The sequence below is a fragment of the Streptomyces sp. NPDC055815 genome, from assembly GCF_053616475.1.
Genome location: NZ_JBSHDU010000124.1, coordinates 1 through 16374 on the forward strand (window position 1 = coordinate 1; position 16374 = coordinate 16374).

Annotated in this window: 16 protein-coding genes; 3 read left to right on the forward strand and 13 right to left on the reverse strand. The window is 71.4% G+C overall.

What is annotated here, in order from left to right:
- Positions 1-185: 185 nt before the first annotated feature.
- The 5 genes from ACWGN5_RS39900 to ACWGN5_RS39920 form a co-directional block, all read right to left on the reverse strand.
- Positions 186-1856: a uroporphyrinogen-III synthase gene (locus tag ACWGN5_RS39900; protein ID WP_453523378.1), complete on the reverse strand. Its 1671-nt coding sequence runs from the start codon at positions 1854-1856 to the stop codon at positions 186-188.
- Entirely contained in the window at positions 1853-2839 is a 987-nt protein-coding gene (gene hemC / locus ACWGN5_RS39905) for a hydroxymethylbilane synthase (RefSeq protein WP_453523380.1), read from the reverse strand. The genes ACWGN5_RS39900 and hemC overlap by 4 nt, the downstream gene beginning before the upstream one ends.
- Positions 2836-4191: a glutamyl-tRNA reductase gene (locus ACWGN5_RS39910; RefSeq protein ID WP_453523382.1), complete on the reverse strand. Its 1356-nt coding sequence runs from the start codon at positions 4189-4191 to the stop codon at positions 2836-2838. The genes hemC and ACWGN5_RS39910 overlap by 4 nt, the downstream gene beginning before the upstream one ends.
- Entirely contained in the window at positions 4188-4994 is an 807-nt protein-coding gene (locus ACWGN5_RS39915) for a redox-sensing transcriptional repressor Rex (RefSeq protein WP_453523384.1), read from the reverse strand. The genes ACWGN5_RS39910 and ACWGN5_RS39915 overlap by 4 nt, the downstream gene beginning before the upstream one ends.
- Before the next feature lie 272 nt (positions 4995-5266).
- Complete coding sequence (locus ACWGN5_RS39920; protein ID WP_453523386.1) at positions 5267-5563, reverse strand: glutaredoxin family protein; 297 nt, start codon at positions 5561-5563, stop codon at positions 5267-5269.
- Positions 5564-5657: 94 nt separating this feature from the next.
- Between ACWGN5_RS39920 and ACWGN5_RS39925 the strand changes: the two genes are divergently transcribed.
- The 3 genes from ACWGN5_RS39925 (at position 5658) to ACWGN5_RS39935 (ending at position 9377) form a co-directional block, all read left to right on the forward strand.
- Entirely contained in the window at positions 5658-6605 is a 948-nt protein-coding gene (locus tag ACWGN5_RS39925; protein ID WP_369144867.1) for an HAD family hydrolase, read from the forward strand.
- 440 nt (positions 6606-7045) lie between these two features.
- Positions 7046-7837 carry an ECF subfamily RNA polymerase sigma factor, BldN family gene (locus tag ACWGN5_RS39930; protein WP_351188926.1) on the forward strand — a complete coding sequence of 264 codons (792 nt, stop codon included), beginning with the start codon at positions 7046-7048 and terminating at the stop codon, positions 7835-7837.
- 298 nt (positions 7838-8135) lie between these two features.
- Complete coding sequence (locus ACWGN5_RS39935) at positions 8136-9377, forward strand: DUF5667 domain-containing protein (protein WP_453523389.1); 1242 nt, start codon at positions 8136-8138, stop codon at positions 9375-9377.
- A gap of 55 nt (positions 9378-9432) precedes the next feature.
- On the opposite strand, the gene ACWGN5_RS39940 is transcribed toward ACWGN5_RS39935, so the two are convergent.
- From ACWGN5_RS39940 to ACWGN5_RS39975, 8 genes are all read right to left on the reverse strand, one after another.
- Positions 9433-10488, reverse strand: coding sequence for a lysophospholipid acyltransferase family protein (locus ACWGN5_RS39940; protein ID WP_453523391.1), 1056 nt, complete (start codon positions 10486-10488; stop codon positions 9433-9435).
- Between the two features lie 15 nt (positions 10489-10503).
- Complete coding sequence (locus ACWGN5_RS39945) at positions 10504-11562, reverse strand: NAD-dependent epimerase/dehydratase family protein (protein ID WP_453523393.1); 1059 nt, start codon at positions 11560-11562, stop codon at positions 10504-10506.
- Between the two features lie 138 nt (positions 11563-11700).
- A complete protein-coding gene (locus tag ACWGN5_RS39950) occupies positions 11701-11799 on the reverse strand; it encodes a 30S ribosomal protein bS22 (RefSeq protein ID WP_003948845.1) in 99 nt (32 codons plus the stop codon).
- A 163-nt stretch (positions 11800-11962) separates the two neighbouring features.
- Positions 11963-12172, reverse strand: coding sequence for a helix-turn-helix domain-containing protein (locus ACWGN5_RS39955; protein ID WP_015034391.1), 210 nt, complete (start codon positions 12170-12172; stop codon positions 11963-11965).
- 127 nt (positions 12173-12299) lie between these two features.
- Positions 12300-13115, reverse strand: a complete 816-nt coding sequence (locus ACWGN5_RS39960) for a phosphatase (RefSeq protein WP_453523396.1) — start codon at positions 13113-13115, stop codon at positions 12300-12302.
- A 94-nt stretch (positions 13116-13209) separates the two neighbouring features.
- Positions 13210-14385: an acetoin utilization protein AcuC gene (locus tag ACWGN5_RS39965; protein WP_453523398.1), complete on the reverse strand. Its 1176-nt coding sequence runs from the start codon at positions 14383-14385 to the stop codon at positions 13210-13212.
- Positions 14354-15553, reverse strand: a complete 1200-nt coding sequence (locus ACWGN5_RS39970) for an MFS transporter (protein WP_453523400.1) — start codon at positions 15551-15553, stop codon at positions 14354-14356. Before ACWGN5_RS39970 ends, ACWGN5_RS39965 begins: the two co-directional genes overlap by 32 nt.
- Before the next feature lie 43 nt (positions 15554-15596).
- Positions 15597-16244, reverse strand: a complete 648-nt coding sequence (locus ACWGN5_RS39975) for an HAD family hydrolase (protein WP_453523402.1) — start codon at positions 16242-16244, stop codon at positions 15597-15599.
- Between the last annotated feature and the right edge of the window lie 130 nt (positions 16245-16374).

The following is a 16374-nucleotide window of genomic DNA, read 5'->3' on the forward strand; positions in this document are numbered from 1 at the left end:
CCCCGGTGCACCGCCGCTGGTGGTGCGGGTCCAGGCGGAGGGAGCCTCTGGCGCCGGCAAGGGCGCCGTTCCGTTGTGCCCACCCGTTCCGCCCCTTGCGGAACGCCTGCCCACAACGGGCAGAAGCGCGCCCACAACGGCAAAGGGTGCGGGCCCGCAAAACGGACCCGCACCCCAAGCAACCGCTACGTCGTCCGACGCCTCCGCGCCCCCGGCCTCCGCTCCGACGGCCGCGTCACCGGATCCCCCGCCTCCAGCGCGGACTCCCGCCGCCGCAGACCGAAGTCCGCCAGGGCCTCCGCCAGCTTGTGGACGGACGGCTCGGGCGAGAGCACGTCGACCCGGAGCCCGTGTTCCTCGGCCGTCTTGGCCGTGGCGGGCCCGATGCAGGCGATGACGGTCACGTTGTGCGGCTTGCCGGCGATACCGACGAGGTTCCGCACGGTCGAGGACGAGGTGAACAGAACGGCATCGAACCCGCCGCCCTTGATCGCCTCCCGCGTGTCCGCCGGCGGCGGCGACGCCCGCACGGTCCGGTAGGCGGTGACGTCGTCGACCTCCCAGCCGAGCTCGATGAGCCCGGCGACGAGCGTCTCGGTGGCGATGTCGGCGCGCGGCAGGAAGACCCGGTCGATCGGGTCGAAGACGGGGTCGTACGGCGGCCAGTCCTCAAGGAGACCCGCCGCGGACTGCTCACCCGACGGCACCAGGTCCGGCTTCACACCGAAGTCGACCAGCGCCGCAGCGGTCTGTTCGCCCACCGCCGCGACCTTGATCCCGGCGAAGGCGCGGGCGTCGAGCCCGTACTCCTCGAACTTCTCCCGTACGGCCTTGACCGCGTTCACCGAGGTGAAGGCGATCCACTCGTACCGTCCGGTGACGAGCCCCTTGACCGCCCGCTCCATCTGCTGCGGGGTGCGCGGCGGCTCGACGGCGATGGTCGGCACCTCGTGCGGCACGGCGCCGTACGAACGCAGCTGGTCGGAGAGCGACGCGGCCTGCTCCTTGGTGCGCGGCACGAGGACCCGCCACCCGAAGAGCGGCTTGGACTCGAACCACGACAGCTGGTCCCGCTGCGCCGGGGCGCTGCGCTCGCCGACCACGGCTATGACCGGCCGGTGGCCCTCGGGCGAGGGGAGGACCTTGCCCTGCTTGAAGACCTGGGCGATGGTGCCGAGCGTCGCGTTCCAGGTGCGCTGGCGGGTGGTCGTACCGGCGATGGTGACGGTGAGCGGGGTGTCCGGCTTACGGCCAGCCGCCACCAGCTCACCGGCCGCGGCGGCGACCGAGTCGAGGGACGTGGAGACGACGACGGTCCCGTCCGAGGCACCGACCTCGGTCCAGCACCGCTCGTCGGCGGTGCGGGCGTCGACGAAGCGCACGTCGGTGCCCTGGGCGTCGCGCAGCGGCACCCCGGCGTAGGCGGGTACGCCGACGGCGGTGGCGACGCCGGGGACGACCTCGAAGGGGATGCCTTCGGCGGCGCAGGCGAGCATCTCGGCTCCGGCGTTGCCGTCGAGGCCGGGGTCGCCGGTCACCGCACGGACGACCCGCCTGCCGCCCCGCGCGGCCTCCATGACAAGATTGGCCGCATCCCTCAACACGGGGACACCGGCGGTTGTTGACGCCTCGTCAACGACCGTCAGCTCAGGCGTGCTCACCCCCACGCGCGCATGGCCGCGAACGACCTCGAGCACCTCCGGCTCGGCGATCAGGACGTCCGCGCCCGCGAGGGCTTCGACGGCCCTCAGGGTCAGGAGTCCGGGGTCGCCCGGGCCTGCGCCGAGGAACGTGACGTGCCCATGGCCCGCGAAGGCCGGGGACAGGGGGCTGGTGGTCGGGCTGGTGGGGCTCAAAGTGCTCGCTCCCCCATAAGACCGGCCGCACCCTTGGCGAGCATCTCGTCCGCGAGTTCGCGTCCGAGCGCCAGGGCCTCGTCGTGCGAGGTGGGTACGGGTCCGGTGGTGGACAGCTGCACCAGCGTCGAGCCGTCGGTGGTGCCGACGACGCCGCGCAGGCGCATTTCGGTGACAACCTGCCCGTGACCGGGGTCGTCGGCCAGCAGGTCGGCCAGCGCACCCACGGGTGCGGAGCAGCCGGCCTCCAGGGCGGCGAGCAGGGATCGCTCGGCGGTCACGGCGGCCCGCGTGTGCGGGTCGTCGAGCGGCGCGAGCGCGGCGACGAGTTCGGTGTTCGACGCCAGGCATTCGACGGCCAGGGCCCCCTGGCCGGGGGCGGGCAGGACGGTGTCGACGGGCAGCGGCTGGGCGGACAGGCCGCCGAGGAGCTCGTCGGTCCCGCCGATGCGGTTGAGTCCGGCCGCGGCCAGGACGACCGCGTCCAGTTCGCCCTTGCGGACGTAGCCGACGCGGGTGTCGACGTTGCCGCGGATGGGGACGCAGGTGATGTCGAGGCCGTGGTTGCGCGCGTACGCGTGGAGCTGGGCCATCCGCCGCGGGGAGCCGGTGCCGACGCGCGCGCCCTCGGGCAGCGTGTCCAGCGTGACGCCCTCGCCCGCGATCAGTACGTCGCGCGGGTCCTCGCGCGGCGGGATCGCGGCCAGCACCAGGTCGGGGTGCTGTGCGGTCGGCAGGTCCTTCAGGGAGTGCACGGCGAAGTCCACCTCGCCGGCGAGCAGTGCGTCGCGGAGCGCGGCGACGAAGACGCCGGTGCCGCCGATCTGCGCCAGGTGCTCCCGGGAGGTGTCCCCGTACGTCGTGATCTCCACGAGCTCGACGGGCCGGCCGGTCAGCTGCCGGACGGCGTCGGCCACGTGCCCGGACTGGGCCATGGCGAGCTTGCTGCGCCTGGTCCCGAGCCTCAGTGCCCTCTCGGTCATACTCGCCCTCGGTTCTTGACGTCGGCGTCATTCAGGTCGGCCCGGCTGACAGAAGCCACCGTCTCCGGGTCGAGGTCGAAGAGTGTCCGCAGCGCGTCCGCGTACCCGGCGCCGCCGGGCTCGCTGGCCAGCTGCTTGACCCGCACGGTCGGCGCGTGCAGGAGCTTGTCGACGACGCGGCGCACGGTCTGGGTGATCTCGGCGCGCTGCTTGTCGTCGAGGCCGGGGAGGCGGCCTTCGAGGCGGGCGACCTCGCCCGCGACCACCTCGGCGGCCATCGTGCGCAGGGCGACGACGGTCGGGGTGATGTGGGCGGCGCGCTGGGCGGCGCCGAAGGCGGCGACCTCGTCGGAGACGATGCCCCGGACCTGGTCGACGTCGGCGGCCATGGGCGCGTCGGCGGAGGCCTCGGCGAGCGACTCGATGTCGACGAGCCGGACACCGGGGATGCGGTGGGCGGCGGCGTCGATGTCGCGGGGCATCGCGAGGTCGAGGAGGAAGAGCGGTTCTGTGCGTCCCCGTGCGGCGTCCTCGACGGCTTCGCCGGTGAGGACGAGTCCGGTGGCGCCGGTGCAGGAGACGACGACGTCGGCACGTGTCAGTTCGTCGCCGACGGCAACCATCTCGGCCGCGCGTGCGGCGACGCCCGTTCCTCCGGGCTCGCCCAGGATCTCGGCGAGCCGCTCGGCGCGGGCCAGGGTGCGGTTGGCGATGACGATCTCGGTGACGCCGGAGCGCGCGAGGGTGGCGGCGGCGAGCGAGGACATCGAGCCGGCGCCGATGACGAGGGCCTTCTTGCCCTTGGCCCAGGTCTCGACGTCGGTGTCCTGGGCGAGCTGCTCCAGGCCGAAGGTGACGAGCGACTGCCCGGCGCGGTCGATCCCGGTCTCGCTGTGGGCGCGCTTGCCGACCCTCAGGGCCTGCTGGAACAGGTCGTTGAGGAGCCGTCCCGCGGTGTGGAGGTCCTGGCCGAGGGCGAGGGTGTCCTTGATCTGGCCGAGGATCTGGCCCTCGCCGACGACCATGGAGTCGAGGCCGCAGGCCACCGAGAAGAGGTGGTGGACGGCCCGGTCCTCGTAGTGCACATAGAGATAAGGAGTGAGCTCGTCCAGGCCGACGCCGCTGTGCTGGGCGAGCAGCGTGGACAGCTCGGCGACACCGGCGTGGAACTTGTCCACGTCGGCGTAGAGCTCGATGCGGTTGCAGGTGGCCAGGACGGTGGCCTCGGCGGCCGGTTCGGCGGCGAGGGTGTCCTGGAGGAGCTTGGCCTGGGTGTCCGCCGACAGCGAGGCCCGCTCCAGGATGGAGACCGGGGCGCTGCGGTGGCTCAGTCCGACGACGAGGAGGCTCATGCCGGCATCACCGCGGGGACGTCCCCGTCGGGTCCCTTACGGCCGGTGCCGCCGGTGGCGCCGCGCGGGGCCGGCGGCACGGCGGCCGCGGCGGCCTCGGGCTCGGCGCCCGCGTCGGGGCCCTCCTCGGCGCCCGGCTCCTCGCCGGCCTTGCGCTGCTCGTGGAAGGCGAGGATCTGCAGCTCGATGGAGAGGTCGACCTTGCGCACGTCCACGCCGTCGGGCACGGAGAGCACGGTCGGGGCGAAGTTCAGGATGGAGGTGACTCCGGCGGCGACGAGCCGGTCGCAGACCTGCTGGGCGACGCCGGCCGGGGTCGCGATGACGCCGATGGAGACGCCGTCCTCGCTGATGATCTTCTCGAGGTCGTCGCTGTGCTGGACGGGGATCCCGGCGACCGGCTTGCCGGTCATGGCGGGGTCGGCGTCGATGAGCGCGGCGACACGGAAGCCTCGGGAGGCGAAGCCGCCGTAGCCGGCGAGCGCGGCACCGAGGTTACCGATGCCGACGATGACGACGGGCCAGTCCTGCGTGAGCCCGAGCTCACGGGAGATCTGGTAGACGAGGTACTCGACGTCGTAGCCGACACCGCGGGTGCCGTACGAGCCGAGGTAGCTGAAGTCCTTGCGCAGCTTCGCGGAGTTGACCCCCGCCGCGGCCGCGAGCTCCTCGGAGGAGACCGTGGGTACGGAACGCTCCGAGAGCGCGGTGAGTGCGCGGAGATACAGCGGAAGCCGGGCGACGGTGGCCTCGGGAATTCCTCGGCTACGGGTCGCCGGTCGGTGAGTTCGGCCAGTTGCCACGGTGCTCCTGCGGGATGAGCGGGGCTGCAGGCGGCCATATGTCCCAAGACCGCCCCGTCGAATGCAGGCTATGTCTTTGTGAACGCGTGCACAAAGATGGTGTCCGTTTTGTCTGCCCAAAGTGACCGGGGTCACGCGGCCGGTTCGTATCGTCGCGGAACCGCGGAGCGCGTCAGAGCGTTGGGATCCCGAAGGGGGCAAAGCCGCACACTCTCCTCACGATGCCGCCCCCGAAACCCAACAAAACGTCCACGATGGTAACCGCCTTTCGGTCACGCACCCAGTTCGCGCCGGAGCCGTCCGGCGTCCACGCGCCAGAAGGTGTGCTGCTCGCCGTCGACGAGGACCACGGGAATCTGCTCCCAGTACGCCCGGTGGAGCTCCTCGTCGAGAGTGATGTCCTTCTCCTCCCAGGATGCTCCGGTCTCGGCGCACACGGCCTCGATCACCGCGCGGGCGTCGTCGCAGAGATGGCATCCCGGCTTGCCGATCAACGTCACGGTGCGCGACGCGGGATCGCCCTTGGCTCCGGCGTCCTTCTTCTTCGTACGTCCGAACATGGCGTCCATTCTGGCGTCAGGTAACAGTGGGGTCCCCCACTGTTCACACCACGGCATCCTCACAAGTCGGGAAGTACCGAACAGACTGGCTATGCTCAACGGCATGGCCGCTCTGGGATGGCTCACCCCCCGTAGGCGCTCCGCCACCGCGCGCAGCGTCCTGGCAGGCGAGGCCGCCGCCGAGGCGGCGCGCAAGTCCTCGCTCCAGCTGGAGCTGGAGCGCGAGGAGTCCGCCGCCGCCGAATCCGAGGCCGCCGAGCCCGAGTTCCCGGTCGTCGGGGACGTGCGGGCCGCCGCCTTCTTCGATCTCGACAACACCGTGATGCAGGGCGCCGCGATCTTCCACTTCGGCCGCGGCCTGTACAAGCGGAAGTTCTTCCAGCGCCGTGAACTCGCGCGCTTCGCCTGGCAGCAGGCCTGGTTCCGGCTCGCCGGCGTCGAGGACCCCGAGCACATGCAGGACGCCCGCGACAGCGCCCTGTCCATCGTCAAGGGCCACCGCGTCTCCGAACTGATGTCGATCGGCGAGGAGATCTACGACGAGTACATGGCCGACCGCATCTGGCCCGGCACCCGCGGCCTCGCCCAGGCGCACCTGGACGCGGGCCAGAAGGTCTGGCTGGTCACGGCCGCCCCGGTGGAGACGGCCACGATCATCGCCCGCCGGCTCGGCCTGACCGGCGCGCTCGGCACGGTCGCCGAGTCGGTCGACGGCGTCTACACGGGCAAGCTGGTCGGCGAGCCCCTGCACGGACCGGCGAAGGCCGAGGCGGTACGGGCTCTCGCCGCCGCCGAGGGCCTGGACCTGGGCCGCTGCGCCGCGTACAGCGACTCGCACAACGACATCCCGATGCTGTCGCTGGTGGGACACCCGTACGCGATCAACCCGGACACCAAGCTCCGCAAGCACGCGAAGGCCCGGGACTGGCGGCTGCGCGACTACCGGACCGGCCGCAAGGCCGCGAAGGTCGGCATCCCCGCGGCCGCGGGCCTGGGGGCGCTGGCCGGCGGCACGGCCGCCGCGGTCGCCCTGCACCGCCGCCGGCACTGACGCGCGCCGTACGAAGATCACGTAAGGCGGCGCGCCGCCGCCCTGCCGATACGTTTCGGCTGCGATCATCTGCGACAACCCCGGACCAGGCGCGCTCACCCGTCCGTGGTCGAACAGCACCGCACAGGTCGACTCCCGGGCATTCCGCCCTCCTTACCCCGCAGCGGGCCCGTTCACTCACCCGCCCCGCACTTGAGCACAACGCAACGCGCACGCAGTCACACTCGGAAGCAAACCGATCAACAACTAGTCATGAACTGCGACTTGTTGCGACTACAAGCAGTAACAGAAACAACGTAACCGGTGATTTGAGCAACTGGGTGTAGCGCTGCCTGTACGAAGCGTTATTCTCCTCAGACGCACAAAGGACCCCTCACGTCGCCACGACGGGTGAACGGTCCCGCACTGCACGTGATGGAAGCTCTGCCTCTGGGAGTCCCGTGTACCCACACGTCGGGGTTGACACCTCGGGCCTGGCTACGCTGCGCGCAACGGTCCTCGACCACTTGCGCGGCTTCGTCCCCACCGCGTACGCCGGCCCTGTCCCCGCCTTCGCCTTCGCCGCACCGGCACCCGCCGGCCCTTGCTACGCCCTGGCCGACGGCGGCGCCGCCGTGAGCAGACGGGGCGCACGCTCCGGCTCCGGAACCTCGACCACCGCACGCCGCCCCACCGCCGACAGCGACAGCGCCCGCATGATGGACCTGGTCGAGCGCGCCCAGGCGGGCGAGGCCGAGGCCTTCGGCCGCCTGTACGACCAGTACAGCGACACGGTGTACCGCTACATCTACTATCGCGTCGGCGGGAAGGCGACGGCCGAGGACCTCACCAGCGAGACCTTCCTGCGCGCCCTGCGCCGGATCTCCACCTTCACCTGGCAGGGCCGCGACTTCGGCGCCTGGCTGGTCACCATCGCGCGGAACCTGGTCGCCGACCACTTCAAGTCCAGCCGCTTCCGCCTGGAAGTCACCACCGGCGAGATGCTCGACGCCAACGAGGTGGAGCGCAGCCCCGAGGACTCCGTCCTGGAGTCCCTCTCCAACGCCGCGCTCCTCGACGCGGTCCGCCGCCTCAACCCCCAGCAGCAGGAGTGCGTGACCCTGCGCTTCCTGCAGGGCCTCTCGGTCGCCGAGACCGCCCGGGTCATGGGCAAGAACGAGGGCGCGATCAAGACCCTCCAGTACCGGGCCGTCCGCACCCTGGCCCGCCTCCTTCCGGACGACGCCCGCTGACCGCTCCGCGCCCCCCACAAGCGCCCCTCCGTCCCGGTCCGCGCCCCCATGCCCGCACCTCCCCCCACGTCCCCACTACCCCCGCCCAACTGACAGTCGGTGACGACTCGATGACGCACTGGTCCGATCATCTTTCGCGCGTAACCCAAGTGCCGCGCCGCTCGTTGTGCGGGATGCAGGCTCCCTGTGGTCACGCCATGCCCACAGCCACTCACTCTTTCGTGTGGATGTGCTCAAGGTGTGCAACCTTCCGGACACCCCGGGGAGTCGACCGTCATGACGAGAGGAGGTGCCGCCTGTGATCGCGAACGTGCACCGGCGGGCGAACGCCTTCGCCCAGGCCCTGGAGGACCGGGCGTCCGAGGACGCGGCGGCCGAGCAGCCCGAGGCCCCGGCGGAACCGGCCGAACCCGCCGAACAGGGGCGGCTGTTGGCCTTGGCGAACGGCCTCGGCGAGCTGCCGAAGCCACAGCTCGACCCCGAGGTCAAGGTGGTGCAGCGAGCCCAGCTCGTCGCCGCCATGGAAGCAATGCTCATGGAGGGGAGCGCCGCCGCGGGCCCTACGGTGCCGGAGCAACGGACATCCACCGGCAAGGGAGCCCACCGGGCGTCCCCACTCCGGAGACTGCGCCCCCGGTCCCGCTGGACCAAGGGCCTCGCCGCCGGCGGCCTCACGGTCGGTGTGGCCGCGGGCGCCTTCGGCGGAGTGGCCGCTGCCAGCTCCGACGCCCTCCCCGGTGACTCGCTCTACGGGCTCAAGCGGGGCATGGAGGACATCAAGCTGGGCATGGCGGACGACGACGCGGACCGCGGCGGCATCTACCTCGACCAGGCCTCCACCCGCCTCAGCGAGGCCCGCCGCCTCATGGAGCGCGGCCGCGCGGGCGAGCTCGACCACGAGTCCCTCGCCGAGATCCGGCGGGTCCTGGGCGGCATGAAGCACGACGCCTCCGAGGGCCACCGGCTGCTGCGCGAGGCGTACGAGCGGGACGGCGAGATCGGCCCGATGGCCCGGCTGAACTCCTTCGCCCAGGCCCACCGGGACACCTGGAACGGCCTCCGCGACCGGCTCCCCGTACAACTGGCGGACGTCGGCAGCGAGGTGACCGACGTCTTCGACGCCATAGACGAAGAGGTCGAGCCGCTCCAGTCGGTGCTCCCCCGCACCCCCCAGAAGGGCGCGGTCGGCTCCGAGGGACCACGCAGCAGGCCCGGCACCCCGCAGGACAGCCAGGGCACCGGCTCCCAGCGTCCGCCGTCCGGCCAGGAGACGTCCCCCTCGGGCAGCCACTCCGCCCCGGCCCACTCCTCCGGGCCCAGCACGGGAACCACCCCGAGCACAGGGAGCGGCACCGGCTCGCACGAGGACGACGGACTCCTCGGCGGCAGCGCCGGCGGACTGCTCCAGCCCTCCCCGACCGGCACACCGACGGCCCCCACGGAAGGCCAGTCGACCCCGGACGTGCCGGACGTGACCCTTCCGCCACTCCTGCCGGGCCTCCTTCCGGGCCTCGGCATCGACAGCGAGGACGCTCGCTGACAAGAAGAAGGGGCGCCCCCACGGACGGGGGGCGCCCCTTCTTCCGTACCACCGCTCAGAAGAACACCGACCGCCGCTGCACCAGCAACTTGTAGAGCGTGTGCTGGATCTGCTCCCGCACCTGATCCGTCAGGTTGAACATCAGCATCGGATCCTCCGCCGCCTCCGGCGCGAACGAGTCCGTCGGGATCGGCTCGCCGAACTGGATCGTCCACTTCGTCGGCAGCGGCAGCGCCCCGAGCGGCCCCAGCCACGGGAAGGTCGGCGTGAGCGGGAAGTACGGGAACCCGAGCACCCGCGCCAGGGTCTTCGCGTTCCCGAGCATCGGGTATATCTCCTCCGCGCCCACGATCGAGCACGGCACGATCGGCACCCCGGCCCGCAGCGCCGTCGACACGAACCCGCCCCGCCCGAACCGCTGCAGCTTGTACCGCTCCCCGAAGGGCTTCCCGATCCCCTTGAAGCCCTCCGGCATCACCCCGACGATCTCGCCGGCCCGCAGCAGCCGCTCCGCGTCCTCCGCACAGGCCAGCGTGTGCCCCGCCTTGCGGGCCAGCTCGTTGACGACGGGCAGCACGAAGACCAGGTCCGCCGCGAGCAACCGCAGGTGCCGCCCGGCCGGATGGCGGTCGTGGACGGCGACCTGCATCATCAGCCCGTCCAGCGGCAGGGTCCCGGAGTGGTTGGCGACGATCAGCGCCCCGCCCTCGGCCGGGATGTTCTCGACGCCCTTCACCTCGACCCGGAAGTACTTCTCGTACAGCGGGCGGAGCAGCGACATCAGGACCTGGTCGGTGAGCTCCTCGTCGTAGCCGAACTCGTCGACCTCGTACTCGCCGGTGACCCGCCGCCGGAGGAACGCGAGCCCACCCGCGAGCCGCCGCTCCCAGCCGTTCCTCCCCCTCTCCGCGGGCTCCGGCTCCGGGGCCGGCTCAGGAGCCTGGGACGCCGCTGCGGAGGCCTCAGGGGCCCCCGGCACCGCCGGCTCCCCCGGCGCCTCCTTGGGCCCCGGCAGGGCCCGTACGGCCGCCGCCTCGCCCTCGGCCCTGGCAGGCCGCCGGCGGGCCCGTGAGCGGTCGTCGTCGAACGGAATGACCTTGGCGTCCGCCATCGCAGTCGGGTCTCCTCAGGCGCCGTGGTGAAGGGTGGAAGCGTCAGTGGTGCCGAGCCGCCCGGCGAGCCGGTCCACCGCCCCGGCGAGCAGCTCGGGCGGCAGCAGCCCCGGTCCCCGCCCCCGCGCGAAGTCCGCGAGCGCCTCCGCCGTCGAGTAGCGCGGCGAGAAGCCGAAGACCTCCCGCGTCTGGACGGTCGAGACGACCCGCCCGTGGGTGAGCAGCCGGATCTGCTCGGGCGCGAAGTCCGTGATCCCGACCGTACGGAGGGCGGTGCCCACCCAGGTGACCGCGGGCAGCAGCACCGGCACCGTGGGCCGCCCGAGCCGCCGCGCGACCTGGGAGAGCAGCAGCACCCCGTCCCCGGCCACGTTGAACGTGCCGCTGTTCTGGGTCGCCCTGCGGGGCTCGTGCGCCGCCAGGCGCAGGACGTCGATCACGTCGTCCTCGTGGACGAACTGCAGCCGCGGGTCGTAACCGAGGACGGTCGGCAGCACGGGCAGCGCCAGGTACTCGGCGAGCGGGGAGTCGATCCGCGGCCCGAGGATGTTCGCGAACCGCAGCACGCACACCGCCACGTCCGGCCGGCGCCGGGCGAAGCCCCGGACGTACCCCTCGACCTCGACGGCGTCCTTGGCGAAACCACCGCTCGGCAGGGACTTTGCGGGCGTCGTCTCGGTGAAGACGGCCGGGTCCCGCGGCGCGGAGCCGTAGACGCTCGTACTGGACTTGATCACCAGGCGCCGGATCCGCGGCGACTTCTGGCAGGCACCGAGCAGCTGCATGGTGCCGATGACGTTCGTCTCCTTGACCGACGTCCGGCCACCGCCACCGAGCGCCGTACCGGTGACGTCCAGGTGGACCACCGTGTCGACGTCGTGCTCCGCGAGGACCTTCGCGATCTCCGGCCGGCGGATGTCCGCCCGTACGAACTCGGCGGCGCCGAGCTGGTGCGCCGGGTCCACCGCGTCCACGGCGATCACCCGCTCCACCTCCGGATCCCGCTGGATCCGCCGCACGAAGCGGCCGCCCAGATGCCGGGCGGCACCGGTGACGAGCACGACCTTGCCCAAAGCAGCGCCTTCCGTCCGTCACTCCCGTTGGTCGACACCGTAGCGCCTCGACATTTCCACGGGATAAAAGCGTGGCCCTCCACCGCGAACGGTGAAGGGCCACGCCTGACGCACAAACGCTGCGAAGCAGCTGTCGCCTTACTTCTTGTTGCGACGCTGAACGCGCGTGCGCTTGAGCAGCTTGCGGTGCTTCTTCTTCGCCATCCGCTTGCGCCGCTTCTTGATAACAGAGCCCACGACTACCCTCGCTCACTTCTCGGAACATCCCCGCCTCCCGGCGGGGATCGGTGCGGGGCGTCTGGGCCCACACGACCTACGTCGGCCTAGCCTACCGTCCCGAGCACCGCGCAAGTAATCCGAGGGCCGGACTCCGCTCACCAGCTGTTCGGCCGCGCGCTCGCTACGCGGTCCCCACCCCCACGAAGGACTCCCGCAGGTACTCGTGAACGGCCTGTTCCGGCACCCGGAAGGACCTGCCCACCCGGATCGCCGGCAGATGACCGCTGTGCACCAAGCGGTACACGGTCATCTTCGAGACGCGCATCACCGAGGCGACTTCCGCCACGGTCAGAAACTTGACCTCGTTGAGAGGTCGTTCGCCAGCAGCCATGACCCACCTGTACCTTCCGCCGCGACGCCCACCGGCTTCCCCTCCGGTGACTCTTCGTCGCCGAGCGCTCACTCTCCAGACTAGGGGCGGGTGGTACGAGTGGGGAAGAGGAGCTGCCATCGGCCGTTTACCGTGACAGACACGCTCGATTGAGTACATAGCGCGTCAGCGGGAGGTACGAGGCGGAGCGCACGCCGTCATCAAGCGGAACGGCCACCGACACCTGCCCCTCCGCCTCACCGACGAACAGCGCCGGATCATCCGTATCGGCGAGACCGATGGCCTCGATACCCAGCTGACCTGCCCCGCAGACCCATCCGTGGTCCCCCACCACGAGCTCCGGCAGCGGCCCGCCGCACTCCGCCGCACTCTCCAGAGCGGCCCTAACCGGCAGCGGCGAATGGGAGTGCGCCCCCGGCGCGCGCCCGTCCCCGGACGGTCCGGGTTCCCGTACCAGAGCGACCCCGCGTACGTAGTCGAGGAGGTACGTACGTACGCCGAACCGGGTCGTTATGTCGACACATCGCCCCTGCGCCGGTGTGAGGACAAGACATCCCGCCGCCGACAAGGCGTCTGCGAGAGCGACGTAGAAACTGAGCAGACGGTGCGGATGACCCGTCCCCAGGAGCACCGGAACCCGCCGCGCCGCCGCCGCGCCCAGACGCGCCGCGAAGGCGTCGAGCCCCCGCACCGTACGCTCCGGATCGATGACATCAGGACCCGACCGGTGCGCCGGATCCCCCGACACCCCGCACTTGTCGGCCATCAACCGCAGCAACCCGGCCTCGTCCCACCCCCAGGCCGGGTCGAGCCCCAGCAGCACCCGCGGATCACGCGCGGCGAAGAGCCGATAGCTCCGCAGGTTCTCCTCCCGCGAGGTCGCCACCCTGCCCGCCAACCCCGCGTCCAACAGATGCGCCCGCAGCGCCCCGGTACTCAGCACCCCTCCGATGCTGCCGGAACACCACCGGCCGGGGATCCAAACCTCCCGGACACCCCACAGTCGGCGTAACGCCCAGGAGAACGTTCTAGACCACCTAGGCCAGCAGCCCCCGCAGCGGAAAAGCCGCCTTCCGCGTCGCGAGCACCGCCTGGTCGAGCCGGTCCGCCGGGTCGTACCCCTCGGCCCAGTCCCGGAAGCCCACCGGCCACCGCCCGTCCGTCATCCGCGCCGGCCCCAACTGCCGGGTCCGCGCGTACACCTCGTCCCGCCAGGACGCCGGGATCACCGACTCCGGATCCACCGGAGCGTGCGCCGCGATCCCCACCAGATGCGTCCACGACCGCGGTACGACGTCCACCACCGCGTACCCGCCACCCCCGAGCGCCAGCCAGCGCCCCTCCGCGTGCGCGTGCGCGAGCTCGTGACAGGCCTCCTGCACCGCCCGCTGCGCGTCCAGCGACACCGCCAGGTGCGCCAGCGGATCCTCGAAGTGCGTGTCCGCCCCGTGCTGCGTCACCAGCACCTGCGGCCGGAAGTCCGCCAGCAGCTCCGGCACGACCGCGTGGAAGGCCCGCAGCCACCCCGCGTCCCCCGTCCCCGCCGGCAGCGCCACGTTCACGGCCCCGCCCTCACCGGCCCCCGCCGCGCCCGTCTCCTCCGGCCACCCCGTCTGCGGGAACAGCGTCCGCGGATGCTCGTGCAGCGACACCGTCAGAACCCGCGGGTCCTCCCAGAACGCCGCCTGCACCCCGTCCCCGTGGTGCACGTCCACATCCACGTACGCGACCCGCTCCGCGCCCAGCTCGAGCAGCCGGGCAATGGCCAGCGAGGCGTCGTTGTAGATGCAGAAACCAGAAGCCGACCCCGGCATCGCGTGATGCAGCCCGCCCGCGAAGTTCACCGCGTGCGCGGCCTCCCCGCGCCAGATCGCCTCCGCCGCCCCCACCGACTGCCCGGCGATCAGCGCCGACACCTCATGCATCCCGGCGAACGCCGGATCGTCGACCGTGCCGAGCCCGTACGCCTGGTCGGCATGGCGCGGATCCACCGAGGCCGCCCGCACCGCCGCCACATAGTCCTCGCGGTGCACGAGCCGCAGCGTCGAGTCCCCGGCCGGCTTCGCCGCCACCACGTCCACCGCCCGGTCCAGCCCATAGGCCCGCACCAGCGACATCGTCAGCGCGAGCCGTACCGGATCCATCGGATGCTCGGACCCGAAGTCGTACTGCGTGACAGCTTCATCCCACATCAACAGTGCGCGGCCGCTCATGCCCGCCACCGTATCGGGCCTCCCGCGAACCGAACGACGTGGCATACACCACCGTCACCAGGACCAGCGCCATCGGCACCACCATGGCCCCCCGATAACTCCACGCGTCCCCCAGCGCACCCACCAAAGGCGACCCGACGAGAAACCCGACGTAGTTGAAGACATTGAGCCGAGCGACGGCCGCGTCACTCGCCCCCGGGAACAGCCGCCCCGCCGCGGCGAAGGTCTGCGGCACGATCACGCTCAGCCCGAGACCGAGCACCGTGAACCCGGCGATCCCCACCCACGCCCCCGGAGCCACCGCCACCACCGCGAACCCGAGACCCGCGAGCACCGCCCCCGCCCGCACGACCACGACGGCCCCGAACCGCCGCACCCCGAAGTCCCCGACGGCCCGCCCGAGCAGCGTCGTCACCATGTACGCGTTGTACGGCACGGTCGCCAGCTCCTCCGAGCTGTGCAGCACGTCCTGGAGGTACTTGGCACTCCAGTTGGAGACCGTCGAATCCCCGATGTACGCGAACGTCATCACCAGACAGAGCGGCAGCAGCACCTTGAAGACGACACCACTCCCCTTGCCGCCCTCGCCGTCCGCCACCGGCTCGTCCCCGCCGGCCACGTACCAACGGCTACCGACGAACGCCACGGGCAGCAGCACGGCCACCACCGGCAGGTACGACACGAACAGCGACAGATGCCAGTGCGCCCCCACCCAGGCCAGCGAGGCCCCAGCGATCCCACCGAGACTGTACGAGGCGTGGAAACCGAGCATGATGCTCCGCCCGTACGCCCGCTGGAGACTCACCCCGAGCATGTTCATCGAGGCGTCCAGGGCGCCCACGGCAAGACCGAACAGCCCGAGGGCGAGCGCCGCGTGCCAGAGCTCGGACCCCAGCCCCACGCCGAGAAGGGCCAGCAGCACCAAGGGCTGCGCCCACCGCAGGACCACCGCGGGACCGACCCGGGCGACCACCTTCTCGGTCGCCACACTCGCGACACCGGCGAGGATCGGCACAGCGGCCAGGAAGACCGGCAGCAGCCCGTCGGAGATCCCGTACTGGTCCTGGATCGCCGGTATTCGCGTCACGAGCAGGGCGAAGGTGACCCCCTGCACGAAGAAACTGACCGCCAGGGATCCCCGCCCACGCCTCAACCGCGCATCCGTCATGGCGGCACAGCGTACGGCCGGAACCTACCGCTGGGTAGATGGATCACGACCCCAAAATCGCGAGAAGCTCGCCCATCTCCCTGAAGAACCCCTTGGCCCCGCTGAGCTTGGCCTCCGGCGTCATCGCGGTGAACCCGTACACGTCCATCCCGGCCGCCAGGGCGGCCCGCACCCCGGGCCCGCTGTCCTCGACGACCACGCACCGCCCGGGGGCCACCCCCATCCGCTCGGCGGCGAACAGGAACAGATCGGGCCACGGCTTCCCCCGGCCGACGTCCTCGGCGCTGAAGACGACCTCGTCCCTGAAGTGCACATCGAGCCCGGTCTTCCGGTGCCCGACCCGGATCCGCTCATGGCTCCCCGAGGAGGCCACACAGTACGGAACGCCGGCCGCGGCCAGCCCCTTGAGCACCTCCCCGGCCCCGGCCACGGCCTCCAACTCCGCCTGGAACGCAGCGAACACGCGCGCGTGGAAGACGTCGTCGAAGTCCTCGGGCAACCTCCGCCCACTCCGCTCCTCGACCAGCTCATGGATGCGGTGCATGGCGGACCCCATGTAGTCCCGCACCGACTCCTCGTACGTGGTGGGATGCCCGAGCTCCGTCAGATAGCCGGCCAACAGGGTGTTGGAGATCGGCTCGCTGTCCACGAGCACACCGTCGTTGTCGAAGATGACCAGGTCGTATCGCATGGAGACAGCGTAGAACGCAAAAAAGCCTCAACCCCCGGACGATGTCCGGGGGTTGAGGCTAATAATTGTTCGGCGGCGTCCTACTCTCCCACAGGGTCCCCCCTGCAGTACCATCGGCGCTGAAAGGCTT

What these genes read in the sequence shown, in the direction of transcription:
- ACWGN5_RS39940 (WP_453523391.1), bottom strand. Translation starts at nt 10,488, where the DNA reads ATGGCGGACGCCAAGGTCATTCCGTTCGACGACGACCGCTCACGGGCC.
- hemC (WP_453523380.1), bottom strand. Translation starts at nt 2,839, where the DNA reads ATGACCGAGAGGGCACTGAGGCTCGGGACCAGGCGCAGCAAGCTCGCC.
- ACWGN5_RS39970 (WP_453523400.1), bottom strand. Translation starts at nt 15,553, where the DNA reads ATGACGGATGCGCGGTTGAGGCGTGGGCGGGGATCCCTGGCGGTCAGT.
- ACWGN5_RS39975 (WP_453523402.1), bottom strand. Translation starts at nt 16,244, where the DNA reads ATGCGATACGACCTGGTCATCTTCGACAACGACGGTGTGCTCGTGGAC.
- ACWGN5_RS39965 (WP_453523398.1), bottom strand. Translation starts at nt 14,385, where the DNA reads ATGAGCGGCCGCGCACTGTTGATGTGGGATGAAGCTGTCACGCAGTAC.
- ACWGN5_RS39910 (WP_453523382.1), bottom strand. Translation starts at nt 4,191, where the DNA reads ATGAGCCTCCTCGTCGTCGGACTGAGCCACCGCAGCGCCCCGGTCTCC.
- ACWGN5_RS39925 (WP_369144867.1), top strand. Translation starts at nt 5,658, where the DNA reads ATGGCCGCTCTGGGATGGCTCACCCCCCGTAGGCGCTCCGCCACCGCG.
- ACWGN5_RS39920 (WP_453523386.1), bottom strand. Translation starts at nt 5,563, where the DNA reads ATGGACGCCATGTTCGGACGTACGAAGAAGAAGGACGCCGGAGCCAAG.
- ACWGN5_RS39955 (WP_015034391.1), bottom strand. Translation starts at nt 12,172, where the DNA reads ATGGCTGCTGGCGAACGACCTCTCAACGAGGTCAAGTTTCTGACCGTG.